The 25567-nt window shown below is 29.9% G+C and carries 20 protein-coding genes; 11 read left to right on the forward strand and 9 right to left on the reverse strand.

The features are described 5' to 3' along the window. Entirely contained in the window at positions 1 to 1644 is a 1644-nt protein-coding gene (locus Q0L44_RS08175; RefSeq protein ID WP_296637404.1) for a pyruvate dehydrogenase complex dihydrolipoamide acetyltransferase, read from the forward strand. A gap of 62 nt (positions 1645 to 1706) precedes the next feature. Here the strand turns inward: Q0L44_RS08175 and Q0L44_RS08180 are convergent, their stop codons facing one another. Both Q0L44_RS08180 and recG read right to left on the reverse strand, forming a co-directional pair. Next, complete coding sequence (locus Q0L44_RS08180) at positions 1707 to 2912, reverse strand: serine hydrolase domain-containing protein (RefSeq protein ID WP_296637406.1); 1206 nt, start codon at positions 2910 to 2912, stop codon at positions 1707 to 1709. Between the two features lie 10 nt (positions 2913 to 2922). Continuing rightward, complete coding sequence (gene recG / locus Q0L44_RS08185; RefSeq protein ID WP_296637408.1) at positions 2923 to 5019, reverse strand: ATP-dependent DNA helicase RecG; 2097 nt, start codon at positions 5017 to 5019, stop codon at positions 2923 to 2925. Between the two features lie 320 nt (positions 5020 to 5339). Here recG and Q0L44_RS08190 point away from each other — a divergent pair, with 320 nt between their 5' ends. The 4 genes from Q0L44_RS08190 (at position 5340) to Q0L44_RS08205 (ending at position 12067) form a co-directional block, all read left to right on the forward strand. Further along, the gene (locus tag Q0L44_RS08190) at positions 5340 to 6554 is read left to right on the forward strand and encodes an RsmB/NOP family class I SAM-dependent RNA methyltransferase (RefSeq protein WP_296637409.1); all 1215 of its coding nucleotides are present in this window, start codon (positions 5340 to 5342) and stop codon (positions 6552 to 6554) included. A gap of 248 nt (positions 6555 to 6802) precedes the next feature. Continuing rightward, on the forward strand, positions 6803 to 7684 hold the full coding sequence (locus tag Q0L44_RS08195) for an endonuclease (RefSeq protein ID WP_296637631.1): 882 nt from the start codon (positions 6803 to 6805) through the stop codon (positions 7682 to 7684). Positions 7685 to 7799: 115 nt separating this feature from the next. Then, a complete protein-coding gene (gene purL, locus Q0L44_RS08200; RefSeq protein ID WP_296637410.1) occupies positions 7800 to 11492 on the forward strand; it encodes a phosphoribosylformylglycinamidine synthase in 3693 nt (1230 codons plus the stop codon). Continuing rightward, positions 11447 to 12067, forward strand: a complete 621-nt coding sequence (locus Q0L44_RS08205; protein ID WP_296637412.1) for a pentapeptide repeat-containing protein — start codon at positions 11447 to 11449, stop codon at positions 12065 to 12067. The genes purL and Q0L44_RS08205 overlap by 46 nt, the downstream gene beginning before the upstream one ends. Before the next feature lie 35 nt (positions 12068 to 12102). Here the strand turns inward: Q0L44_RS08205 and Q0L44_RS08210 are convergent, their stop codons facing one another. Beyond that, positions 12103 to 12555, reverse strand: coding sequence for a DUF4442 domain-containing protein (locus Q0L44_RS08210; RefSeq protein WP_296637413.1), 453 nt, complete (start codon positions 12553 to 12555; stop codon positions 12103 to 12105). 151 nt (positions 12556 to 12706) lie between these two features. Here Q0L44_RS08210 and Q0L44_RS08215 point away from each other — a divergent pair, with 151 nt between their 5' ends. The 5 genes from Q0L44_RS08215 to Q0L44_RS08235 all read left to right on the forward strand — a co-directional run bounded on the left by Q0L44_RS08215 (position 12707) and on the right by Q0L44_RS08235 (position 17304). Further along, positions 12707 to 13126, forward strand: a complete 420-nt coding sequence (locus tag Q0L44_RS08215) for a DUF4870 domain-containing protein (RefSeq protein WP_296637415.1) — start codon at positions 12707 to 12709, stop codon at positions 13124 to 13126. An 11-nt stretch (positions 13127 to 13137) separates the two neighbouring features. Next, a complete protein-coding gene (locus Q0L44_RS08220) occupies positions 13138 to 13482 on the forward strand; it encodes a PadR family transcriptional regulator (RefSeq protein WP_296637416.1) in 345 nt (114 codons plus the stop codon). Further along, the gene (locus Q0L44_RS08225; RefSeq protein ID WP_296637418.1) at positions 13475 to 15205 is read left to right on the forward strand and encodes a PspC domain-containing protein; all 1731 of its coding nucleotides are present in this window, start codon (positions 13475 to 13477) and stop codon (positions 15203 to 15205) included. The genes Q0L44_RS08220 and Q0L44_RS08225 overlap by 8 nt, the downstream gene beginning before the upstream one ends. Before the next feature lie 106 nt (positions 15206 to 15311). Then, positions 15312 to 16037, forward strand: coding sequence for a head GIN domain-containing protein (locus tag Q0L44_RS08230; protein WP_296637420.1), 726 nt, complete (start codon positions 15312 to 15314; stop codon positions 16035 to 16037). Between the two features lie 232 nt (positions 16038 to 16269). Continuing rightward, a complete protein-coding gene (locus tag Q0L44_RS08235; RefSeq protein ID WP_296637421.1) occupies positions 16270 to 17304 on the forward strand; it encodes a TlpA disulfide reductase family protein in 1035 nt (344 codons plus the stop codon). A gap of 407 nt (positions 17305 to 17711) precedes the next feature. Here the strand turns inward: Q0L44_RS08235 and Q0L44_RS08240 are convergent, their stop codons facing one another. The 6 genes from Q0L44_RS08240 to Q0L44_RS08265 form a co-directional block, all read right to left on the reverse strand. Beyond that, positions 17712 to 18662: an acetyl-CoA carboxylase carboxyltransferase subunit alpha gene (locus Q0L44_RS08240; RefSeq protein ID WP_296637423.1), complete on the reverse strand. Its 951-nt coding sequence runs from the start codon at positions 18660 to 18662 to the stop codon at positions 17712 to 17714. Between the two features lie 73 nt (positions 18663 to 18735). Next, entirely contained in the window at positions 18736 to 19650 is a 915-nt protein-coding gene (locus Q0L44_RS08245; RefSeq protein WP_296637425.1) for a DMT family transporter, read from the reverse strand. After that, a complete protein-coding gene (locus Q0L44_RS08250) occupies positions 19637 to 20728 on the reverse strand; it encodes an LptF/LptG family permease (protein WP_296637426.1) in 1092 nt (363 codons plus the stop codon). Before Q0L44_RS08250 ends, Q0L44_RS08245 begins: the two co-directional genes overlap by 14 nt. A gap of 1 nt (position 20729) precedes the next feature. Beyond that, a complete protein-coding gene (gene tgt, locus Q0L44_RS08255; protein ID WP_296637428.1) occupies positions 20730 to 21860 on the reverse strand; it encodes a tRNA guanosine(34) transglycosylase Tgt in 1131 nt (376 codons plus the stop codon). A gap of 74 nt (positions 21861 to 21934) precedes the next feature. Beyond that, entirely contained in the window at positions 21935 to 22825 is an 891-nt protein-coding gene (rluF, locus tag Q0L44_RS08260) for a 23S rRNA pseudouridine(2604) synthase RluF (RefSeq protein ID WP_296637429.1), read from the reverse strand. Positions 22826 to 22857: 32 nt separating this feature from the next. Beyond that, positions 22858 to 23460 carry an alpha-ketoglutarate-dependent dioxygenase AlkB gene (locus Q0L44_RS08265; RefSeq protein ID WP_296637431.1) on the reverse strand — a complete coding sequence of 201 codons (603 nt, stop codon included), beginning with the start codon at positions 23458 to 23460 and terminating at the stop codon, positions 22858 to 22860. A 97-nt stretch (positions 23461 to 23557) separates the two neighbouring features. On the opposite strand from Q0L44_RS08265, the gene uvrB reads away from it, so the two are divergent. Next, positions 23558 to 25549 (forward strand): excinuclease ABC subunit UvrB, encoded by a 1992-nt coding sequence (gene uvrB / locus Q0L44_RS08270; RefSeq protein WP_296637432.1) that lies wholly within the window; start codon positions 23558 to 23560, stop codon positions 25547 to 25549. Positions 25550 to 25567: the final 18 nt, after the last annotated feature.

Below are 25567 nucleotides of genomic sequence, written 5' to 3' on the forward strand. Positions count from 1 at the left end.
ATGGCTACAGTAATAAATATGCCCAGATTAAGTGACACCATGGAAGAAGGTGTTGTGGCAAAATGGTTAAAAAGTGTTGGAGACAGTGTAGAGGAAGGAGATATTCTTGCCGAAATTGAAACTGATAAAGCGACGATGGAGTTTGAATCTTTTCACGAAGGAACTTTGTTGCATATTGGAATACAAGAAGGAGAAACGTCTCCTGTAGACCAATTATTAGCAATTATTGGTGATGAAGGTGAAGACATTTCTGGCCTTTTAAGTGGTGCCAGTAATTCAAATGAGACTGACTTATCTTCAAGTGATGAAAAAGAATCAAAAAAAGTTGAAAATGAAGCTATGTCTGAAAATGCTGAAGTTCCAGAAGGTGTGAATGTTATTTCTATGCCACGTTTAAGTGATACCATGACAGATGGGACAGTTGCAACTTGGTTAAAAAATGTTGGAGATAAAGTTGAGGAAGGAGATATTTTAGCTGAAATTGAAACTGACAAAGCTACAATGGAGTTTGAGTGTTTCTATGAAGGGACTATTTTACACATTGGTGTTCAAGAAGGAGAAACCGCACCTGTAGATAGCTTATTAACTATCATTGGCCCTGAAGGTACAGATGTTTCTGCTATTGTTAAAAACGATGGAGCAACTACAAGTGCATCATCATCTGAAAAGAAATCTGAGGTTTCTAAAGACACAAAACAAGTAGCTAAAAATAGTGAAGCAGAAAGTGATACTTCAAAAGTTGATGCAAATACTACAGCTAGTGGTGGTCGTATTTTAGCATCTCCTTTAGCTAAAAAAATTGCTTCAGATAAAGGAATTGATTTATCTCAAGTTTCTGGTTCTGGAGAAAACGATAGAATCATCAAAAAAGATGTAGAAAATTACACACCAACTACTAATACAGAAGCAACTGCTACTAAAACAACAGCAAAAGTAGCTCCAATTATGTCAGTAAGTGGAGAAGAAAAATCTGAAGAAGTTAAGAATTCTCAAATGCGTAAAGCAATTGCAAAATCTTTAGGTAATTCTAAATTTTCTGCTCCAGATTTTAGTTTAAATATTGAAGTAGATATGGAAAATGCTATGGCTTCTAGAAAGACCATTAATGCAATTCCAGATACAAAAGTATCTTTTAATGATATGGTTGTTAAAGCATGTGCAATGGCTTTACAAAAACATCCACAAGTAAATACTTCATGGTCTAATGATACTACTATATATCATTCTCATATACATGTTGGTGTGGCTGTTGCCGTTGATGACGGTTTATTAGTTCCTGTTATTAAACATACAGATCAATTGAGCTTAACTCAAATTGGAGCTAGAGTGCGTGATTTAGCAGGTAAGGCTAGAAACAAAAAAATTGCTCCTACAGAAATGCAAGGAAGTACTTTTACAGTATCTAATTTGGGTATGTTTGGTATAGACAACTTTACATCGATTATAAATCAGCCTAATTCAGCAATTTTATCTGTAGGTACTATTGTAGAAAAACCAGTTGTTAAAAATGGACAGATTGTGGTAGGTAATACTATGAAATTGACATTAACTTGTGATCATAGAACTGTAGATGGTGCTGTAGGCGCACAATTTTTACAAACGTTAAAAACATTTATTGAAAATCCAGTTACAATGTTAGCTTAATTTTTAGTAGATTTAAAGATAAAAAAATCCTAAACTTTAAAGTTTAGGATTTTTTTATTAGGTTAAACCTCAAAATTTTCAATCATAATTTTTTTTATTTTTCTATTCAGATATTTTAAAGAATTATAACTTGTGTGCTCTAAAACAATAACTACTAAATCTTCTTCTAAATAGTTTGTTAATGCAGTACTGAAGCCATTCCATTTACCATAATGATAAATTTTATTTTCTCTTTTTTTATCTATTCTAAAACCAAAACCATAAGGTATTTTTCTACCATATTTAGTTTCACCTCTTGCATACATTTTTTTTAAGGATTCCTTAGATAACACTTTACCTGAATTTAAGCCGTAAATCCATTTAAACAGGTCTTTTGGAGTAGAGTATACATTTTTATCACCAACTATTGCGTCATTAACTGTGCCTCTTATTTTTAAATGTCTCCAACCTCTATGTAAACGATATCCTATTAGCTGATTTTTTCTAATTGTATCATTTTGAAAACTGAAAACAAAAGAATCTTTCATTCCTAAAGGATCAAAAATATTTTCTTTTATATATTCATGAAAAGAAACTTCAGCAACTTTTTCTACGATAGATGCTAAGACAAAATAACCTGTATTCGAATAATCAAAATTTCTACCCGGCTTAAAAAAACGTTGTGCTTTTGAATTTGGCAAAACATTCATTAATTCTTCATTTGTAGGAGGTTTTTCTTTGTTCCACTCGTTCTCTGCAATCCAAAAATAATTAGGAAGTCCAGCAGTATGATGCAATAAGTTTTTGATGGTAATATTGCTGTAAGGAAATTCAGGAAAATAAGTATTAACAGTATCTGTAAGTTTAAGTTTTCCCTTTTCTTTAAGTTGTAATATAGCAGCTGCTGTAAATTGCTTACTAACAGAAGCTAACTGAAAGACAGACGCTTCTTTTAAGGAAGCTTTTTCTCTAAAGTCTGCATAACCTATTTGATTTTGGTACACAATCTTATTATTCTTTGCGACTAAAACAGCCCCATGAAAATCATTTCTTTTATTGATTCTTTTCAATAAAGAATCTAATTTATAACTTACTATTTTAGTGCTATTTTCAGGGTAATATTCAACTTTTACAGAAGAATTTCGTTTTGTTTTTTTTTGAATAATAGACGAAACATTACTTTCTAAACTTTCTTTTTCTTTTTGAGATGGTAAACAAAAAAATACAAATAAAATTACAAAAGGAATAAATAATGAATAAATCGATATTTTTTTATAGGGGATTTTCACGATAACAAATTTAGCTAATATTACTCCAAATTTTAGAATTTCTACTAATTTTAGCGAACGTATTTTTAATTGGTAAATTGTAATTCTTTTCTAAATTTGGATCATCTTGAAGAATATCTATAGCTGTATTTCTTGCTGCTACAAGTATTTTTGAATCTTTTGCAACATCTGCTATCTTTAAATTTAAAATACCACTCTGTTGCGTACCCATTAGGTTACCAGGACCACGAAGTTTTAAATCAACCTCAGCAATTTTAAATCCGTCAGTAGTATCTACCATTGTTTTTAAACGTGTCTTTCCTTCTTCAGAAAGTTTAAAACTAGATAATAAGATACAATAACTTTGATCTGCTCCTCTACCTACCCTACCTCTTAATTGATGTAATTGAGATAATCCAAAACGTTCTGAACTTTCTATTACCATAACACTTGCGTTAGGGACATTTACACCAACTTCAATAACTGTTGTAGCTACCATTATTTGGGTCTCTCCATTTACAAAACGTTGCATTTCATAATCTTTATCAACCGGCTTCATTTGACCGTGAACAATACTTATCTGATAGTTAGGTGCTGTAAATTCTCTAGAAATACTCTCATAACCATCCATTAAATCTTTATAATCCATAGTCTCAGATTCTTGAATTAAAGGATAAACAACGTAAACTTGCCTTCCTTTTGCAATTTCGTCTTTCATAAATTTAAAGACAGACAAACGATTACTATCAAATCGATGAACTGTTTTTATCTCTTTTCTACCAGGTGGTAATTCATCAATCACAGAAATATCTAAATCACCATAAACAGACATAGCTAATGTTCTCGGTATAGGTGTAGCTGTCATGACTAAAATATGTGGGGGCAATGTATTTTTAGCCCATAATTTAGCTCTTTGTTTTACACCAAAACGATGTTGCTCATCTATAATAGCTATTCCTAAATTTTTAAATTTAACCTTATCTTCTAGTAATGCATGAGTACCAATTAGAATGTGTAAAAATCCATTTTCTAAATTTTCATGAATCTCTTTTCGTTTCTTAGTCTTTACAGAACCAGTAAGAATATCAACATTAATATTTAAGCCGTCAACTAATTCAGAAATTGCTGTGTAATGCTGATTCGCTAAAATTTCTGTAGGTGCCATAATAGTTGCCTGAAATCCGTTATCTAAAGCTAATAAAGTTGTTGATAGAGCGACTATTGTTTTACCAGATCCAACATCGCCTTGTAAAAGACGGTTCATATGTGCCCCTGAGGCTACATCTTTACGAATTTCTTTTAACACTCTTTTTTGAGCATTGGTTAAATTAAAAGGTAACTTCTCTGAGTAAAATTGATTAAATATTTCTCCTACATCTTTAAAAACAAAACCCTTTATTTTTGATTTATTAATTAGCTTTTTTCTTACAAGTTGTAATTGTAAAAAAAAGAGTTCTTCAAATTTTAGTCGATTCTGAGCTTTGGCTAAGTTTTCCTGACTTTTTGGAAAATGAACATTTAAAAGAGCATCTCTCTTTTTCATCAGCTTAAAATTGTTTATGATTTCTTCTGAAAGACTTTCAGTAATCCCCTCATAAAACTGCTGCAATAACTTTTGTATGTAAGAGCGCATTAACTTATTAGAAATACCTGAATTGGTAAGTTTTTCTGTAGAGTGATAAATAGGTTGCATTTTTGTTTGCAACTTTTTTTTGTAATCACTTACCAACTCCATTTCTGGATGTGGAATACTGTAACTCCCACTATAATGATTCAACTTGCCATAGACCACATAAGGAACACCTATTTTTAAAGAGTCCTTAATCCATTTTTGCCCTTTAAACCAAACTAATTCCATTGTACCAGTAGCATCCTTAAATTTAGCAACTAAACGGCTTCCTCGTTTTTGTGCTACCGTATTTATCTGTGTAATTTTACCTACTACCTGTACTTCTGATGTATTGGGTTGTAAATCTTTAATTGTGTAAAAACTAGTTTTATCAATATATCTAAAAGGAAAAAAGTTAATTAAGTCATTGCAGGTCTTTAACCCCAATTCTGAATACAAAAGCGTTGCTCTTTGTACACTTATTCCTGAAATATATGTTATTGGATAATCTAAATTCAAAATTAATGCTATGAATAGTAAAAATAACAAAAAACATTTACCCTATAATAAGTAATAAAGTTATTATTAAAATTAAAAAGAGCTGACAATATCAGCTCTTTAAGATCAATAGTTAATATTAATACCCCTAAAAATTTTAAACTATCGATTTACTAATATCTAAATATATTTTAGAAGTTCCATAATTTTAAGATTGACTTCTTACTTTTAAAAATAAAATTCCAGGTTTTACATTAAGGAATACTATTCTAAAAGCTTTTAAAATAAAGAATAAAAACTGTATAATTCACCTATATTTGTACTCTATTAGATAATACAAAATGAGATTACATAGAAACTTAACATTTGCTGTAATAGACAGTATTAGAGATATATTTAATGAAGGTATTTATGCAGATAAAGCTGTAGAAAAGGCTCTAAAAAGAGACAAGCGCTGGGGAGCAAGAGATCGTAAATTTGTAGCTGAAACTATTTATGATATTGTACGTTGGAATCGATTATATGCAGAAATAGCAGAAGTTAAAGCTCCTTTTGATAGAGATAATATTTGGAGGTTATTTTCAGTTTGGTGTATTTTAAGAGGTATAAAATTACCAGATTGGAATCAGATTGGAGATGTTCCAGAAAGAAGAATTAAAGGAAGATTTGCAGAGCTTTCTAAAACAAGAAAGTTCAGAGAATCTATTCCTGATTGGATGGATGAACTTTGTATATCTGAATTAGGAGAAGATATTTGGACTAAAGAAATTGCTGCGTTAAACAAACAGGCTTCTGTAATTTTAAGAACAAATACACTCAACATATCTAAAGAATTGTTACAAAAAAAATTAAAAACAGAAAATATAAGTACTCAATTTGTACCAAACCATCCAGATGCTTTAGTTTTAGAAGAAAGAGCAAATGTATTTAAGACAGAAGCTTTTCACAATGGTTTTTTTGAAGTCCAAGATGCATCATCTCAATTAGTAGCTGCTTACTTAGACGTTAAGCCAGGAATGAAAGTTATTGATACTTGTGCAGGCGCTGGAGGTAAAACTTTACATTTAGCTTCTCTAATGGAAAACAAAGGACAAGTTATTGCTATGGATATTTATGAAAGTAAACTTCGTAAATTAAAAGTAAGAGCGAAAAGAAACAAAGTGCATAATGTAGAGTTAAGAGTTATAGACTCTACCAAACCCATTAAAAAATTACATGGTAAAGCAGATAGGGTTCTAATTGATGCTCCTTGTTCTGGTTTAGGAGTAATTCGAAGAAACCCTGACTCTAAGTGGAAGTTGCAGCCTGAATTTATAGAAAATATAAAAAAAATTCAGCAAGAAATATTACAAAGTTATTCTAAAATGGTAAAGCCAGGAGGTAAATTAGTCTATGCCACCTGCTCTGTATTACCCTCTGAAAATCAAAATCAAGTAGAAGAGTTTTTAACTTCTGATGCTGGAAAAAGTTTTTCTTTTGTTAGTGATAAAAAAGTAATGGCACATATTTCTGGATTTGATGGCTTTTACATGGCACTTTTAGAAAAAAAACAATAGCTTAGTTTTATATTATAATTATAATGAGAAAGAAATTGTTTAAGTAAATATTAACAATTTATAAAAAAAATATTTTTTTATTCTTATTTTTTTTAAGCTTTTTCTTTTCGATAAGGAGTCAAGAATCTTATTATAATGATGTTAATTTGAACGTAACAGGATTAACACTTAAAGAAGAACTTGCCACAAAAATTACTGCAACTCACTCACAATTTTTATTTTATGAACAAATATAGGAGGCCTCTAAAATAACTGATTTAAATCCAGAAAACAATCAGGAAGTACTTTTAATATATGGTTATGAAAATGGAGTTGATACTGATCTAACCAATGATAAAAGAAGAGAAATCAATAATAATGGTGGAAGCTCTGGTCAATGGAACAGAGAACATGTGTATTCACAATCATTAGGAACTCCACCTCTATCTGATATAGGTCCAGGTTCTGATGCCCATCATTTAAGGCCAGCAGATGCTCAAACAAATTCAGCAAGAAATAACAGAAAATTCACCAATGGTTCTGGCAATTCTGGAATTCAAAATAAGGGAGGTTGGTACCCTGGAGACGAATGGAAAGGAGATGTAGCAAGAATGATTATGTACATGTATTTAAGGTACCCTAATAGGTGTCTTATTACAAATATTGGTATTGGAAATAATTCCAATACTCCAGATGATATGATTGATTTATTTTTAGAGTGGAATGCAGAAGATCCTGTTTCTGACTTTGAAAGACAAAGAAATACTTATCATGAAAACACAACCAATGAAAATGCCCAAGGAAATAGAAACCCATTCATAGATAACCCATATTTAGCAACCCTAATATGGGGAGGAAATGATGCAGAAAATAGATGGAGTACCTTAAATATTGACAATTATAGTTTATTAAATGAGATTAAAATTTATCCAAATCCATCAAATACACATAATATAAATGTTAAAATTCCATCTAGATTTAAAAATATAAAGATTACATTATTTTCAATGCTGGGAAAAAAAATTCATGAAAGTAAATTTAAAAACATACAACAAAGTTCTTATCAATTTACCCCCTTAAAAACTGGTATTTACTTATTGAAAATTAATAACGATACAAGCAGTATTACCAAAAAAATAATAGTACAGTAACCTGTTAATAACCCATTTGAAAAACTCGCAAATAATGCGAGTTTTTTTATGCATATAATTCGGGGAAAGAATTAAATTTGCAACATACAACAACCTGAAAAAATACCATCCTATAATGATTCATTTCTTTGGAAACATAAACAGTAAAGTAATAGCTGTTCAAACAACAAAAGAATTAAGCACAGAAACAATTGCTAAACTTACATGGTTATTTGGCGACCAAAGTAAAATAGAATCTAAGTCTTTAGACGCTTTTTTTATTGGACCAAGAGCTGCCATGATAACTCCTTGGAGTACAAATGCAGTAGAAATCACTCAAAACATGGGTATCTCTAACATCCTTAGAATAGAGGAATTTAGTGCAATTGGTAAAGATTTTTCAGATTTTGATCCAATGATTTCTGAAAAATTTAATGGCTTAGATCAAGAGATGTTTACTATTGATATTCTACCAGAAAAAATTATAGAAATTAAAGATATTTCAAAGTATAACAACGAAGAAGGACTGTCTTTAAGCGATGAAGAAGTATTCTATTTAGAAAACGTAGCTAAAAAAATTGGCAGAAAACTCACAGACTCTGAAGTATTTGGTTTTAGCCAAGTAAACTCAGAACACTGTAGACACAAAATATTTAATGGAACTTTTATCATTGATGGTGAAGAGCAACCCTCTTCTCTATTTAGTATGATCAAAGAAACATCAAAACAAAATCCTAATGATATTGTTTCTGCATATAAAGATAATGTAGCCTTTATTAAAGGACCAAAAGCAGCACAATTTGCGCCTAAAACTGCAGATAAACCTGATTTTTACGAAATAAAAGAGTTTGAATCAGTAATTTCTTTAAAGGCAGAAACACATAATTTTCCAACAACTGTAGAGCCTTTTAATGGAGCAGCAACTGGTTCTGGAGGTGAAATTAGAGATAGGCTTGCAGGAGGTAAAGGCTCTTTACCTTTAGCAGGTACTGCTGTTTACATGACATCGTATTCTAGATTAGAAACTGATAAAGATTCAGGAAAAAACCAAAGATACTGGGAAAATAAATTTGAAGCAAGAGAATGGTTATACCAAACTCCTATGGATATTTTAATAAAAGCATCTAATGGAGCTTCAGATTTTGGAAATAAATTTGGACAACCTTTAATTACGGGTTCTGTATTAACTTTTGAGCATGAAGAAAATGCAGCCTCTAGTGATGCTAAACCTAGAAAGTTAGGCTATGATAAAGTAATTATGCAAGCAGGAGGTATTGGTTATGGTAAAGCAGATCAAGCCTTAAAAGATACTCCAAAAGAAGGAGATAAAATTGTAATTCTTGGTGGAGAAAATTACAGAATTGGTATGGGTGGAGCTGCAGTTTCTTCTGCAGATACAGGTGAATTTGCATCTGGTATTGAATTAAATGCTGTACAAAGATCTAACCCAGAAATGCAAAAGCGTGCTGCAAATGCAGTTCGTGGAATGGTTGAAAATGATGAAAACTTTATTGTTTCTATTCACGATCATGGTGCAGGAGGTCATTTAAATTGTTTATCTGAATTAGTAGAAGATACAGGTGGTAAAATCGATTTAGATCAATTACCAGTTGGTGACCCTACATTATCAGCAAAAGAAATTATTGGTAACGAATCTCAAGAAAGAATGGGGTTAGTAATACCTGAAAAACATATTGAAACTTTACAGAAAATTGCAGAACGTGAACGCTCTCCAATATATAAAGTTGGTGATGTAACAGGTAATGATAGATTTACTTTTGAATCTAAAACTACTGGCGAAAAACCAATGGATTTAGCTTTAGAAGACATGTTTGGCTCATCACCCAAAACAATACTAACAGATAAAACTGTTATCAGAAACTATAAAAATCCACGTTATAAAACTAAAAACTTAAAAATCTATTTAGAACAAGTGCTGCAGTTAGAGGCCGTAGCTTGTAAAGATTGGTTAACAAATAAAGTAGACAGATGTGTAGGTGGTAAAGTTGCCAAACAACAATGTGTAGGTCCCTTACAAATTCCTTTAAATAATGTAGGAGTTATGGCTCTTGATTATAACGGAAAAGAAGGTGTTGCAACCTCTATTGGCCATTCTCCTATCTCTGGTTTAATAAACCCAGAAGCTGGGAGTAGAAACTCAATTACTGAAGCTTTAACAAACATTATTTGGGCACCTTTAAAAGATAATTTAAACTCAGTTTCATTATCTGCAAACTGGATGTGGCCTTGTAAAAACGAGGGTGAAGATGCACGTTTATATAAAGCTGTACAAGCTATATCAGAGTTTTCAATTGACTTAGGCATTAACGTTCCAACAGGTAAAGATTCTTTATCTATGAAACAGAAATATGCAGATGGAGATGTAATTTCACCTGGAACTGTAATTATTTCAGCAGCTGCAAATTGTAATGAAATTAGCAAAGTTGTAGAGCCTGTTTTACAAGTTGATGGTGGAAATATCTACTACATAAATATTTCTCAAGATGAATTTAAATTAGGTGGAAGTTCATTCAACCAAGTATTGAATGCTATTGGAAATGAAGCTCCAGATGTAACAAATACAGATTTTGTAAAAGCAACATTTAATACCATCCAAAATTTAATTAAAGAGGATAAAATTGTTGCAGGTCATGATATAGCTTCTGGTGGGTTAATAACTACATTATTAGAAATTTGTTTTGCTGATGTTAATTTGGGCGCTGATTTAGACCTTACATCTTTAAATGAAGAAGATTCTGTAAAAGTATTATTCTCAGAAAATTCAGGAATTGTTTTTCAAGCTGATGCTTCTGTAGAAACAATTTTATCAGAAAATAATATTGAGTTTTTCAATATTGGTACAGCCAATAATTCTGGGGTATTAAAGGTTAAAAATTATGAAAATAATTTCTCATTTAATATTGCTGAACTAAGAGATGTTTGGTATAAAACATCATTCTTATTAGATCAAAAGCAGACTGCAAATAATTTAGCTCAAGACAGGTTTGATAATTATAAAAATCAGCCATTAATTTATAAATTTCCTGAAAACTTTACAGGTAAAGTTCCAAAAGTTGGAAAGAAAAAACCAAAAGCTGCAATTATTAGAGAAAAAGGATCTAACTCAGAGCGTGAAATGGCAAATGCAATGTATTTAGCTGGTTTTGATGTTAAAGATGTACACATGACCGATTTAATTTCTGGTCGTGAAACTTTAGAAGATATTCAATTTATAGGTGCTGTTGGAGGTTTCTCTAATTCAGATGTTTTAGGGTCTGCAAAAGGTTGGGCAGGTGCTTTTAAATATAATGAAAAAGCAAATTTGGCATTAAAGAAGTTCTTTGAAAGAGAAGATACTTTATCTGTTGGAATTTGTAATGGTGCTCAGTTATGGATGGAATTAGGTCTCATTAACCCAGAACATAAAGTACATGGAAAATTAGTACACAATGATTCTAAAAAGCATGAAAGCTCATTTACTTCAGTAAAAATTCAAGAAAACAATTCTGTGATGTTATCTTCTTTAGCAGGTTCTGAATTAGGCGTTTGGATTTCTCATGGAGAAGGTAAATTTAGCTTACCTGAATCTGAATCTGATTACAGTATTGTTGCTAAATATGGTTATAAAGGTTATCCAAATAATCCGAATGGCTCTGACTTTAACACAGCAATGTTGTGTGACAAAACTGGTAGACACTTAGTAACTATGCCTCATATTGAGCGTTCTACGTTTCAATGGAATTGGGCAAATTATCCATCAGGAAGAAAAGATGAGGTTACCCCGTGGTTACAAGCGTTTATAAATGCAAAAAACTGGTTATTAAAATAAAAAAAAATAATAGCTACAACACAATTAATAACAAAGTTAAAGTAGCAATATCTTTCACAAATTGTACATTTAAAGATAATGTTTTAGCCTATGTTACTGATGAAGATTCAGGAAAAACATATACAGCAGACTTTGATAAAGATCTTAAATTCATTAACTGTAAGTTTAAGAGCAAAGCGATGTTTAAATACTCTAATTTTAATGATGATTCAGATTTTTTTGGTGCAACTTTTTTAGGGGATACAACATTTAAATATTCAAAACTCTACAAAAAAAGTGGTTTTTCAAATTCTTTTTTCTCAGAGATAGCAACATTTAAATACACTACCTTTAACACAAGTGTTAATTTTGAATCTGCAATTTTTGAAAGCTCAGCTATTTTTAAATACACAAAATTTAACAATGATGTTTCGTTTAAAAATGTAAACTTTAAAGAAGATTTAAATATTAAATATATGAACGTTTCTGGTTCATTTAACATTAACAATATGAAAGTAGGTTATGAAATTGACGATAAATACACTAAAATAAATGGAAAGAATTTTAGTAAGTATCTATTAGAAAGAAACTATTAATAAAAGAGGTAAGAGTTATTTTTAAATAACTTCCTTTATTTTACCTTTAAACTCCACTGAAAATTAAATTTAGACACTAGAACTCCATCTTCATTATATCCTTCTGCTGTTAATAGTACTTTTTGTCCTTCCTTTGTTGTAAAAGAGTTTTCGATAGCTTCTTTTATTTCTTTACTATTATTACAATAGAATTCAATTTTGCCAGTAACCTTCTTATAAAAACTAGCCTCTTGATGTGTAACTAACATCGATACTTTTTTTCCATAATTTTCTATTGCTTGAATTACCAAAACACCAGTACTCATTTCTGCTGCCATACCCTGTGCAGCCCAAAACATACTTTTAAAAGGGTTTTGATTTATCCACTTATGTTTAATTGCTACTACACATTTTTGAGCAGTAAGTTCTTTTACTCTCATACCAGATAAATATCCTAAAGGAAGTTTAAATAGCATAAACGAATTGACTCTTTTGGGTGTAATCTTCATATTCACTATATTTCTTAGCAATTTAAGACTTTTAGAGCTAAAATTAATAGATTTTAAAATGTTAAAAACATATTAATTCAATTACTATGCAATACATAATACCTTTTAAAAGATATATATTTGTATAAGAAAGTATTATATTAAAATTATAATGAAAAAAAATAACGAGAGTACAAACGCTTTTTTAATACATGTATGTTCTTTTGCAGGGTTTATATTTCCTTTTGGAAATATTATAACCCCTTTAATTATTTGGCAAACTTTAAAAGGCAGAAGTAAGTTTTTAGACGAACAAGGAAAAGAAGCAATTAATTTTAATTTAAGTTACTCGCTTTACATTTTTCTTATTTCTATACTTTTTATACCTCTTTCTTTAGGAAAGCTTTTAAAAAGAGGGTTAACACAATTCAAATTTACTCCCAACTTCTCAGATCTTTTTAGTTTTGTAGGAATTAGTAGTCTTGCCGGGGTTATTTATATCGTAGCAATCATATTAGTTATTATTGCAAGTTTAAAAGCAAAAGAAGGAGAAAGTTACACCTACCCTTTCACAGTTAAATTTATAAAATAAAATCACAATACATGAAAATTGAAAACACAAAAGCGCAAATGCGAAAAGGTGTTTTGGAGTTTTGCATACTTTCTGTTTTAAACAATGGTGATGCATATACATCTGAAATACTCTCTTCGCTTAAAAGTGCAGAAATGATTGTGGTTGAAGGAACCATATATCCATTATTAACACGTTTAAAAAATGCTGGTTTACTAACATATAGGTGGGAAGAATCAACCTCTGGACCGCCAAGGAAATACTATGTCCTTACGGAAAATGGGAGCATGTTTTTAAAAGAGTTAGATAAAACATGGACCAACTTAATACATTCAGTAAACCAAGTAACTAGTAAAAAATCAACAACAAATGAATAAGACAATAAATATAAATCTAGGCGGATTTTTCTTTCATATAGATGAAATTGCTTACCAAAAACTAAAAAGATATTTAGAATCCATTTCTAGATCTTTAAGTGACGATCCTCAGGGTAAAAACGAAATTATAGCAGATATTGAAGCTAGAATAAGTGAGCTTTTATCTGAAAAAATTGCAGACACAAGGCAAGTTGTGAATGAGAGTGATATTGATAGTGTCATAAAAATTATGGGGCAACCAGAAGATTATTCAGATACAGAAGAAGCTTACAGTGATGCAAATTATTTATACAATAGAAACACTACTTCTAGCAAAAAATTGTTTAGAGATGGTGAAGATAAATTTTTGGGAGGTGTTGCTTCTGGAATTGCTCATTATTTTGATATAGATACTATCTGGGTAAGACTTGGTTTATTAGCTCTTTTTTTTGGAGCAGGATTCGGAATATTCCTTTATATCATTCTTTGGATTTTATTACCAGAAGCTAAAACTACTGCCGAAAAATTACAGATGGAAGGTGAACCTGTTAATATTGATAATATTGAAAAAAAAATTCGTGAAGAATTTAACAATGTCTCAGAAAATGTAAGAGAAGTTGCCAACCAAGCATCTGAAAAAATTAAGGAAGGAGCCAATGATTTTTCGGAGAAGATGCACAAAACATTTTCGGGAAAGACTCAAAAAAATAACGGAATAAATGACTTTTTAAATACTATAGGCAAATTATTCATGGCTATATTTAAGGTTATTGGAAAAATTATAGGTGTTGTAATCCTTTTTATTTCTGCTGCTGTTATTTTAACTCTTATCATAGGAGGTTTTTCAGTAGGAAGTTTAGAATGGTTAAATGTAGATGAAAATTACATTAGTTACCCTCCATTCTTCCAAGATGCTATTTTACCAATTTGGGTACTTACATTGTGTTCTTTTTTCTTAATTGGTATTCCCTTTTTAATATTATTTATTTTAGGCTTAAGAATATTATCTAGTAATATTAAAAAATTAAACAAACCCACTTCTTTAACACTTTTAGGAATATGGATTATTGCTCTTTTAGCTATAATATTTACAGGTATTGAATACGGTACATCATATTCTAATTATGGAGTAACCACCCAAAAAAAGGAACTTAATTATGTTGCTAATGATACCCTTTCTATAAGAATGATAAATGATAACACCTTACTATATCGTCACAAATTAAGAAGAAGTACTGGAAAAGAAGAAGTACTAGTAAACGGAATAAAAAAAGTATACTCAAGTAATATCACTATAAATGTAGAAAATAGTAATTCTGAAGAAAGTTACTTTATTATTCAAAAAAAATCTAGAGGTAAAAATAGAATAACCGCTAAAAAAAATGCTGATAAAATATCGTATAGTTTTACGATTGAGAATAATTTGATAACACTAGACGCATTTTTCCTATCAGATTTTAAAAATCTTTGGAAAGATGAAAAGGTAAGTATAACTCTATTTATACCAAAAAACGTAACTATATTTTTTAACAATAGTACACGTAACTTCTTATATTATTTAAATAATAGTAGTGGTATTAAAGATAGAGATATGGTTAATCATCATTTTATAATGACAGAAACAACTTTAGATTGTACAGACTGTGTTACAAGTTTTGAAGTAGAAGGAATAAATGAAGGTAAAAAAAAGAAGGAGGAAAAGGTAGAAGTTATTTTAAAAGAAAAAAGTATTGAAGTGATTTAACGTTTCAATACTTTAATTATACAATTTGGGAAGTATTTTTTTTTAAAAATTAAGTGTCTATTTTTAGATATTTGACTTGTAACAAAAATTAAAAAAATCAATTATTATGAAATCTATCACGAAACAAATTATATTCTTTTTATCACTATCATTAATGCTAAGTTCATGCAACATGAATATGCTAAATAGTGTAAGTGGAAATAAAAATGTAGAAATTGCAGACAGAACTGTTGCTGAAGGTTTTACTAAAATTAAGGTTAGTACAGGTTTAAATCTTTACTTATCTCAAGGAAATGAAAACAAAATTACTTTAAAAGCAGATGAAAACTTGCATGAAATTATATTTACTGAAATAGAAAATGGAGAATTAAAAATTTATTCAGATAAAAATATTTGGAATGCCAAAGCAAAGAAAGTTTATGTAACTGTAAAAGATTTAACAAGCTTAGTAGCTACAAGTGGTTCTGATGTTTATACAGAAGAAGAGTTAAACATGGAAAACGTAAATATTGTATCTTCAAGTGGTGCAAACATAGATTTAGACTTAAACGCAAATTCAATGATTAGTATTGCTACAAGTGGCTCTAATATAAAATTAAATGGAACTACAATTCAGCATACTTGTAGTGCAACAAGTGGTGCATCAATCGAAGCATATGATCTAACCAGTGAAAACGTAACTGCAATTGTTACTAGCGGTGCTGATATTAATATTTATGCCTCTGTTAGTCTAGATGCTAGAGCTACCAGTGGTGGAAATATAGATTTTAAAGGTAATCCAAAGAATATAAAAAAATCATCTACTTCTGGAGGGAGCATTTCTTCTAAATAAAAAAATCAACTTAAAAACAAAAAAATGGTAACATTAATTATTAAAATTTCTACTACTTTATTTCAAATTATTGCAACATTATTAGGATAGCTAACCCTACTAATAATTACTAATACTTGGTTTTATTAGTTAAATTAGTATGGTTTCATTTTTAATTAAATGACACTTACTTTTTAAATCTATCGGTTTTATGTTTGCAATATTTTATCTTTGTTGAAGATATATAAAAAATATGAAAAAAATATCACTTTTACTTTTTGGTTTATTAGTTGTAAATGCATGTAAGCCTCAAACTAACATTAATTATGTTTCCTTATCTGGTAGTTTTGATAATAATAAAGATTCAATTTTATCTGTAGCGAATAATCAAGGAATATTAAAAAAGATTAAAATTGACGCATATGGTGCTTTTAATGATACATTTCAGCTAAGTTCAAAAAAAGGAGAAATCTACACTATATTTACCAATCCAAATAATAGAGCACCTATTTATTTAAAAAACGGGTACAATATTACATTAAAAGGAGATGCAAACTCATTTATGGATAGTTTTATTTTTTCTGGTAAAGGTGCTGAAAACAGTAATTTTGTAATTGCTCAAATTCAGAAAAGCCAAAGTATTGGAAACCCTCAAAAAATTATAAATTTAGAAGAAAAGGCGTTTAATGATAAAATAAACAGATTAAAGTTTGAATATGATAGTATTTTAAATTCATATGATAATCTAGACACTGTATTTTATAACACAATAAAAAAACAAAACAACCAGTTAATTTCTTATTTTAAAAATGCATATAAAGAAAATGCAATAATCGGAAAAGGGAAACCATCTCCCGAATTTAATAATTATTTAGACAGTAGTGGAGATGTAAAGTCTTTATCCGATTTTAAAGGTAAATTTGTTTATATAGATGTTTGGGCAACGTGGTGTGGTCCTTGTATTCAACAAATTCCATACTTGAAAGCATTAGAACAAGAATATGAAAATAAAAATATTGTATTTGTAAGTATATCTACAGACGAATCTCAACGAAATGGTGGTTCTTGGGAGAAAGCTGAATCAAAATGGCGAAATTTTGTACAGAAAAAAAATATGAGTGGTGTCCAATTATGGTCAGGAAAAGACTTTTCTTTTCAACAAGCTTATAAAATAAATGCCATTCCTAGATTTATTTTAATTGACCCAAAGGGAAATATTGTAGACGCAAATGCACCTAGACCCTCTGATTCTAAATTAAAGGAATTATTTACTTCTTTGGGTATTTAATACGCTACAGAACCAAATATTTTAGTTATTAGTCTCACGAAATAGTTCATGAAAAATATGAACGAAAAAAAGAATACTGTACCTATAACAAAATCTACAGGAGATTCTAACCCATTTTGTGCCATTAAGTGTTTTCCAGAGTTAAACTAAACTAGATGTAAATAAAAATAATAAAACCTGTTGCATTGTATCTTTAAACATAACTTTCAAATTTAAGTGTTTACAATAAATATTTATTTCACATAAATATTCTTACACAACAAAAGTAATTTCTATTTATTTTTTTTGTAAACTTTTCGGTTAAAGCGCTATTTAAATAAGACGAATGAAGTTCATCTTAAGATTTTAGAAAAGAAAAGCGAAATTCTAAATGAATTTCGCTTTTTAAAAGTTTCTAAAGTTTATTCTTATTTATAAACCCCCATATCTGCATATTTATCCATTCTTTCAGAAACTAAATCTGAATGAGATAAATCTTTAAGTTGATCAAAGGCTTTTAGTATTTGTTGCTCAACAGCTTTAAAAGCACCTTCTCTATCTGAATGTGCACCTCCAACAGGCTCTTTAATGATAGCGTCTATCAACTTTAAACGCTTCATATCTGTACCTGTCAATTTTAAAGCTTCTGCAGCCTGTTCTTTAAACTCCCAACTTCTCCATAAAATTGAAGAACAAGACTCAGGAGAAATAACAGTATACCAAGTATTCTCCATCATATATACCCTATCTCCTACTCCAATTCCTAACGCACCTCCAGAAGCTCCTTCACCAATAACTATTGTAATAATTGGTGTTTTTAAACGAGTCATTTCTAGAATATTTCTAGCAATAGCTTCTCCCTGTCCTCTTTCTTCTGCTTCTAAGCCAGGGTAAGCACCAGGTGTATCTAATAAAGTTACCACAGGAATATTAAATTTCTCTGCCATTTTCATTAAGCGTAAAGCTTTACGATATCCTTCTGGGTTTGCCATCCCAAAATTTCTGTACTGACGCGTTTTTGTGTTAAAACCTTTTTGTTGGCCAATAAACATAAAAGATTGATTACCAATTTTACCTAAACCACCAATCATGGCTTTATCGTCTTTTACATTTCTATCTCCATGAAGCTCCATAAAAGTATCTCCACAAATTGCTTTAATATAATCTAAGGTATATGGTCTATTTGGATGCCTTGACAGCTGAACTCTTTGCCAAGGGGTAAGATTTTTATAGATATCTTTTTTTGCTTCTGATAATTTCTTTTCGATTTTCTTACATGTAGCTGTAACATCGACATCACTCTCTTCACCAATAATCTGACACTTCTGTAACTGATCTTCTAGCTCTTTAATTGGCATTTCAAAATCTAAATATTCCATTTTTAGTTATTTTGATTTAGTTAATATTATAAACAAACATACTACAAAATTTACTTTTTTACACGAAAAGAAATTACTTTTTTGAAGTGAGTTTTTGCTTAATTTTCTGCTTAAATGCCTCTTTATTTTTAAGAACACCATTAAATAAAACTACGCTAAGAACAATAAAAGTTCCGAAATAAAACTCAGGATGCATTTTTTCTTTATCACCAAAAATAAATAACGCTAAGATAATTGCATATATAGGCTCTAAGTTTATAGTGAGCATTACTGTATATGGAGAGATATATTTCATAATTTTTACAGAAGCAATAAATGCGTATGCAGTACAAACACTACTTAAAATAAACAAATAAAACCAATCTATTTTAGACAGCATAAAAAAATCTGAGGTGATTTTACCAGACAAGATTAAAAACGCAAAAACAAAGAGTGTTCCAAATAATAATTGGTAAAATGAAATTCTATTTTCGTCATATTCTTTAATAAAAAGACCATTTAATACTGCGAATAGAGAGCTTAAAAAAGAAGAAATTAAAGCATAAATTATTCCTAATCTATAAGAACTTTCAAAATTAAAAATAATATAGAGTCCTAAAATTACAACTACACCAAAGAAGATTTCTATTAACTTTAAGCGCCTTCTAAAAAAAACAGGTTCTAAAATTGAGGTAAAAAAAGCTCCTGTACTCATTGTTACTAAAGCTACAGAGACATTAGAAACTTTTATAGCTTTAAAAAAAAAGATCCAATGCAAGGCAATAATAATACCAGTAATTAAAAATTTCACCAGCCCTTTTTTATTGATAAAGAACGGTTTTTTTTGAATCAAAAAAAAGAAAAATATAAATATAACCGCTAAAAGCATCCTAAAAAAAACTAAAGGAATGGCTTCTATACTTATCAGTGCGCCTAATATAGCAGTAAAACCCCAAATAAAAACAATCAGATGAAGTAAAAGATAGTTTTTAAACTTATTTTTTTGCATTAATATATAGATAAAGTGCAATTAATCCGAAAAATATATTTGGCATCCAGACATAAAAAAGTGAATTAACACCGGCAACAGCTCCTAAGACCTCAGAAATTTTCAATAAGAAAACATAAATAAACATCATTCCAACTCCTATTGCCAGATTTAAACCTGTACCTCCTCTTCTTTTTCTAAAAGATAAAGCAACAGCAATAATAGTTAAAACATAAGAAGCTATTGGTAAACTTGTTCTTTTATGAAACTCTACTAAATAAGCATTTAAATTTTTCACACCTCTTTTCTTAGAAATAGCTATAAAACGTAACAATTCATTAGAAGGCATCTCTTGAGATAAGGCAGATTTATAGATTAGATCTTTGGGAGTGAAATTAAAAACGGTATCAATTTTATTACCTAAAAAAATACTGTCTTTATCTTCATAAATTTTTCGTAATCTCCAATTTTGAAGTAAAAATGAAGAATCTTTATCATTATATCTTATGTTATCTGAAACAAGTTTAGACTTCATTTTTAAACCATCATACACTTCAGAAGTAAAATCATATCCGGCGTTACTTTTGGTGTTAAAATTTCTAATAAAAATATAAGTGCTATCTGTAAGCTGTAAACTAAAGTCTGATATATATTTAAATTGTTGGGTTTGGCGTTTGCTCTTAGTATAAGATAGTTCGAACTTCTTACGAATTTTACTACTACTTGGCACTACAAAATGGTTCATTACTATAGACAACAGTGTAATTAAAGTTGCACCAATAAAATAAGGGTATAAAAATCGCGTAAAAGAAACTTTTGCATTATTTATAGCAATAACTTCTGTGTTATTAGAAAGTTTTGAAGTAAATAAAATAACTGCAATAAATAATGCCAGCGGCATAAATGTGTTGGCATAATAAATGATAAAATTGATATAATACTCGTCTATAATTTGAAACAAGCTTAAATCTGCATGTTCTAAAAAATTATCAATTTTTTCGGCAATATCTATAGCTATTGCAATTGGTATTAATATTAATAAGGTAAATAAAAAAGTTACCAAAAATCGTTTTAATATGTACCAATCTATTATTTTCAAACTAGAGACGTTTATCCATTTGTTTTACCATCATATCTTTCCATTCCCTAAAATCTCCTGCTATGATGTGTTTTCTAGCTTCTCTAGTTAACCAAACATAAAAACCTAAATTATGAATAGATGCAATTTGCTTACCTAACATTTCTTTAGCTACGAACAAATGACGCAAATATGCTTTAGAATAAAAAGTGTCTACAGAAGTAATACCCATTTCATCAATGGGAGAAAAATCGTCTTCCCATTTTTTATTTTTAATATTTATTGTTCCATGAGCTGTGAATAGCATTCCATTTCTGGCATTTCTAGTTGGCATTACACAATCAAACATGTCAATTCCCAAAGCAATATTCTCTAAAATATTTATTGGTGTACCAACACCCATTAAATACCTTGGCTTATCTTCAGGTAAAATCTCAGTAACTACTTCTGTCATTGCATACATTTCTTCTGCAGGTTCGCCCACAGAAAGACCACCAATTGCATTTGCCTCTGCCCCAGCATTTGCTATATACTCTGCAGATTGTCTTCTTAAATCTTTATAAGTACTTCCTTGTACAATTGGAAAAAATGTTTGTTCATAGCCATATTTAAAAGGTAATGTTTTTAAATGATTCATGCATCTATCTAACCACCTGTGCGTCATATGCATAGATCTTTTGGCATAATTATACTCGCAAGGGTATGGTGTACACTCATCAAAAGCCATAATAATGTCAGCACCAATAGTTCGTTGAATTTCCATAACATTTTCTGGCGTAAAAAAATGCATTGCTCCATCTATATGACTTTTAAACTTTACACCTTCTTCGTTAATTTTTCTTCTACCAGATAGAGAATATACTTGGTAACCACCAGAATCTGTTAAGATATTTCTATCCCAATTCATAAACTTATGCAAACCACCAGCTTTTTCTAAAACGTCTAATTTTGGTCTTAAATATAAATGATAGGTATTCCCTAGAATAATATCTGGATTAATATCATTTTTTAATTCTGTTTGATGAACACCTTTTACGGTACCAACTGTCCCTACAGGCATAAAAATTGGAGTCTCAATAACTCCATGATCTGTAGTAATAGATCCAGCTCTAGCTTTACTTTTAGGATCTGTATTTTTTAAATTGAATTTCATTGTGGGCAAAGATAGTACTATTTAAGAATTGAAAAATTAAATAAACCCTAATTTTAAAAAGGACTAAGGTTTACTTATTTCCTTTTTCTTTTAGATGAAAAGGAAGAATTATTGCGTTTATTTTTTGGTGATGATTTTCTAAAAGAAGCACTCTTTTTATTAAAATCGTTTTTTGCAGGTGCTAACTTCTTTTTAGGCTTCTTTACTTTGGGTTTTTCTTTTATTTTAGAGGCTTCTTCTGTTTTGGAAGAAGATGAAATCATACTATTAATTTCATTCATTTCTTCTTCTGTTAATTCTCGCCAATCACCTGTTTGTAGATAACCTAATTCTACATTCATAATTCTTGTACGCTTTAATTTAGTTACCTCATAATCTAAATATTCGCACATTCTACGAATTTGTCTATTTAGACCTTGGGTAAGTATGATTTTAAAAATTTTATCGTTTACTTTTTCTACCAAACACTTCTGAGTTACAGTTCCTAAAATAGGAATTCCATTACTCATTTTTTCTATAAAATCTTCTGTGATTGATTTATTAACAGTTACAAAATATTCTTTTTCGTGATTATTACCTGCTCTTAGAATTTTATTTACAATATCTCCATCATTGGTTAAAAAAATCAAACCTTCAGAAGGTTTATCTAAACGTCCTATAGGAAATAAACGTTCAGGGTAATTGATGTGCTTTACAATATTATTGGGCTCTCTACCATCTGTTGTAGACACTATACCTATGGGTTTATTTAAGGCAATATAAATGGTTACATCTTTAGGCTTAACAATTCTACCATCTAACTTTACTACATCATTTTTAGTAACTCTACTACCCAATTGAGTTGGCTTTCCATTTAAGGTAACTCTACCTTCATTTATAAATTTCTCAGCCTCCCTTCTAGAACAAATTCCAGATGAACTGATGTATTTATTAAGATTGGTAGATTTTTGATTGTTAGTATCCAAAGATTAAATTTTGTGCAAAAATAGGTAAACGGTTATAATTCTATTGTTCTAAAAGTTAAATTAATTCTAGGTGAATTTACTTTTTTTGTAGGTGGTAGTCTGTGTAACCAGTTGGTTTGGGTTGTTCCTTTCATTACTAGTAAGCTACCTCTTTCTAAATGAACATCAATTCTTTGCTTATTTTCTTTGTGTTTAAATGAAAATTTACGTTCAGCCCCTAAAGATAGAGAAGCAATTGCACCCTCTTTTTTCATCATTTTTTCTCCATCTGAATGATAGCCCATACCCTCTTCTCCTGACGAATATAAATTTAAAAGACACGAATTATAGGCTTCATTACTTTCTTTTTCTACTAATGCTTTAAGTTCTAATAATTCAGGTATCCAAAGATTGGCTTTTTTTGTTACTTTAGAATAGGTGTATGAATATTCAGATTCTCCATACCAAGCTACTTTTCTTTTGGTTATAATTCGTTTACCAAAGATAATTGCTTCATCATTTTTCCAATTGATTTTTTGCATCAACTCATTATAATAGAAATTGCATTGCTCATTATTTAAAACAACTCCATGATAATTGGTTACCCCATCAAAAGGTAAAATATTCTTTATTTTTTCTGAAGAAAACAAATCCATTCTCTAAAATAAAACAATTACAAAGGCTAGCAAAATTTAATACGAAATTTAAAATTTTCTATTTTTTATACTCTTTAAGTATCCGTATTTTTACAGTATGCAATTTAAAATAAAATCAGAATTTTCTCCTACAGGAGATCAGCCAGAAGCTATTAAACAACTATCTGAAGGTGTAAAACAAAATGAGAAGTTTCAAACACTTTTAGGAGTTACTGGTTCTGGTAAAACCTTTACAATAGCCAATGTTGTTAAAGAAGTAAAAAAACCAACTTTGGTTTTAGCACACAACAAAACACTGGCTGCCCAATTGTATTCTGAGTTCAAACAGTTTTTTCCTGAAAATGCTGTAGAATATTTTGTTTCTTACTATGATTATTATCAACCAGAAGCTTACATTCCAGTTTCAGGTACCTATATTGAAAAAGATTTATCTATCAATGAAGATATAGAGCGTTTGCGTTTAAGCACCACTTCTTCGCTACTTTCAGGTAGAAGAGATGTTTTAGTTGTAGCTTCTGTTTCTTGTTTATATGGTATTGGAAACCCAACTGAATTTAAGAAAAATGTAATACCAATAAGAGTTGGTCAGCAAATATCAAGAACAACATTTTTACATCAATTAGTAACTAGCTTATATTCTAGAACAGAGATTGAAATAAAAAGCGGAAAGTTTAAAGTGAAAGGAGATGTGGTTACCATTTATCCTTCTTATGGAGATAATGGTTATCGAGTTCATTTTTTTGGTGATGAAATTGAAGAAATTGAAGCTTTTGATTTAGAAAATAATACTGTTATTGAAAAATTTGAGCATTTAACTATATATCCTGCAAACCTATTTGTTACTTCGCCTGATGTTTTACAAAATGCCATTCATCAGATACAAGAAGACATGGTAAAACAAGTCGATTATTTTAAGGAAATTGGAAAACCTTTAGAAGCAAAGAGACTTGAAGAAAGAACAGAATTTGATTTAGAAATGATCCGTGAATTGGGTTATTGTTCTGGTATTGAAAACTATTCTCGTTATTTAGATGGTCGTGAACCAGGCACAAGACCTTTCTGTTTGTTAGACTATTTTCCTGATGATTATTTAATGGTAATCGATGAAAGCCATGTTACAGTTCCTCAAACACATGCTATGTATGGAGGAGATAGAAGTAGAAAAGAAAACTTAGTTGAATATGGATTTCGATTACCTGCAGCCATGGATAACAGGCCTTTAAAGTTTGATGAATTTGAGGCTATTCAAAATCAAACCATTTTTGTTTCTGCAACTCCTGCAGATTATGAATTACAGAAATCTGAAGGAATTTATGTAGAACAAATTATAAGACCTACAGGTTTATTAGATCCACCAATTGAGGTAAGACCAAGTTTAAATCAGATTGATGATTTGATTGAGGAAATTCAATTGCGAGTAGAAAAAGATGAGCGTACTTTGGTAACAACCCTAACCAAAAGAATGGCTGAGGAATTAACAAAATATTTAACCCGAGTAGATATAAGATGTAGATATATTCATTCTGATGTAGATACCCTAGAACGTGTAGAAATTATGCAAGATTTACGTAAAGGTTTGTTTGATGTTTTAATAGGTGTAAATCTTTTAAGAGAAGGTTTAGATTTACCTGAAGTTTCTTTGGTTGCTATTTTAGATGCAGACAAAGAAGGTTTTTTACGTAATAATAAATCGCTTACACAAACTGTGGGTAGAGCCGCAAGAAATGTAAATGGTTTAGCAATTATGTATGCTGATAAAGTTACAGATAGTATGCAAAAAACAATTGATGAAACAGAAAGAAGAAGAGAAATACAAATTGCATACAATACAAAACACAATAAAGTACCTAAACAGATTAATAAAAAAATAGAAGATACCTTAACTAAATCCGCAGTTTCCAGTTATCATTATGATAATGCAGTTAGTAAGGCTGCAGAGCAGGAATTGCAATACTTACCTAAAGAAGAAATTCAAGATAGAATTCGTAAAAAACGTAAGCAAATGGAAGCTGCTGCAAAAAGTTTAGACTTTATAATAGCTGCAAAGTTACGTGATGAAATTGCTGTTTTAAAAGAACAAGTTTCATAGAAAAAAGCTTAATAAAAA

It is taken from the genome of Polaribacter sp., from assembly GCF_024639685.1.
Taxonomy (GTDB): domain Bacteria; phylum Bacteroidota; class Bacteroidia; order Flavobacteriales; family Flavobacteriaceae; genus Polaribacter.

Excerpts from the sequence above, each read along its gene's own strand:
- Q0L44_RS08190 (WP_296637409.1), top strand. The coding sequence starts at position 5,340 with ATGAGATTACATAGAAACTTAACATTTGCTGTAATAGACAGTATTAGA.
- Q0L44_RS08210 (WP_296637413.1), bottom strand. The coding sequence starts at position 12,555 with ATGAAGATTACACCCAAAAGAGTCAATTCGTTTATGCTATTTAAACTT.
- Q0L44_RS08235 (WP_296637421.1), top strand. The coding sequence starts at position 16,270 with ATGAAAAAAATATCACTTTTACTTTTTGGTTTATTAGTTGTAAATGCA.
- Q0L44_RS08215 (WP_296637415.1), top strand. The coding sequence starts at position 12,707 with ATGAAAAAAAATAACGAGAGTACAAACGCTTTTTTAATACATGTATGT.
- Q0L44_RS08175 (WP_296637404.1), top strand. The coding sequence starts at position 1 with ATGGCTACAGTAATAAATATGCCCAGATTAAGTGACACCATGGAAGAA.
- Q0L44_RS08240 (WP_296637423.1), bottom strand. The coding sequence starts at position 18,662 with ATGGAATATTTAGATTTTGAAATGCCAATTAAAGAGCTAGAAGATCAG.
- Q0L44_RS08265 (WP_296637431.1), bottom strand. The coding sequence starts at position 23,460 with ATGGATTTGTTTTCTTCAGAAAAAATAAAGAATATTTTACCTTTTGAT.
- uvrB (WP_296637432.1), top strand. The coding sequence starts at position 23,558 with ATGCAATTTAAAATAAAATCAGAATTTTCTCCTACAGGAGATCAGCCA.
- Q0L44_RS08230 (WP_296637420.1), top strand. The coding sequence starts at position 15,312 with ATGAAATCTATCACGAAACAAATTATATTCTTTTTATCACTATCATTA.
- Q0L44_RS08245 (WP_296637425.1), bottom strand. The coding sequence starts at position 19,650 with ATGCAAAAAAATAAGTTTAAAAACTATCTTTTACTTCATCTGATTGTT.
- purL (WP_296637410.1), top strand. The coding sequence starts at position 7,800 with ATGATTCATTTCTTTGGAAACATAAACAGTAAAGTAATAGCTGTTCAA.
- Q0L44_RS08220 (WP_296637416.1), top strand. The coding sequence starts at position 13,138 with ATGAAAATTGAAAACACAAAAGCGCAAATGCGAAAAGGTGTTTTGGAG.
- tgt (WP_296637428.1), bottom strand. The coding sequence starts at position 21,860 with ATGAAATTCAATTTAAAAAATACAGATCCTAAAAGTAAAGCTAGAGCT.
- Q0L44_RS08225 (WP_296637418.1), top strand. The coding sequence starts at position 13,475 with ATGAATAAGACAATAAATATAAATCTAGGCGGATTTTTCTTTCATATA.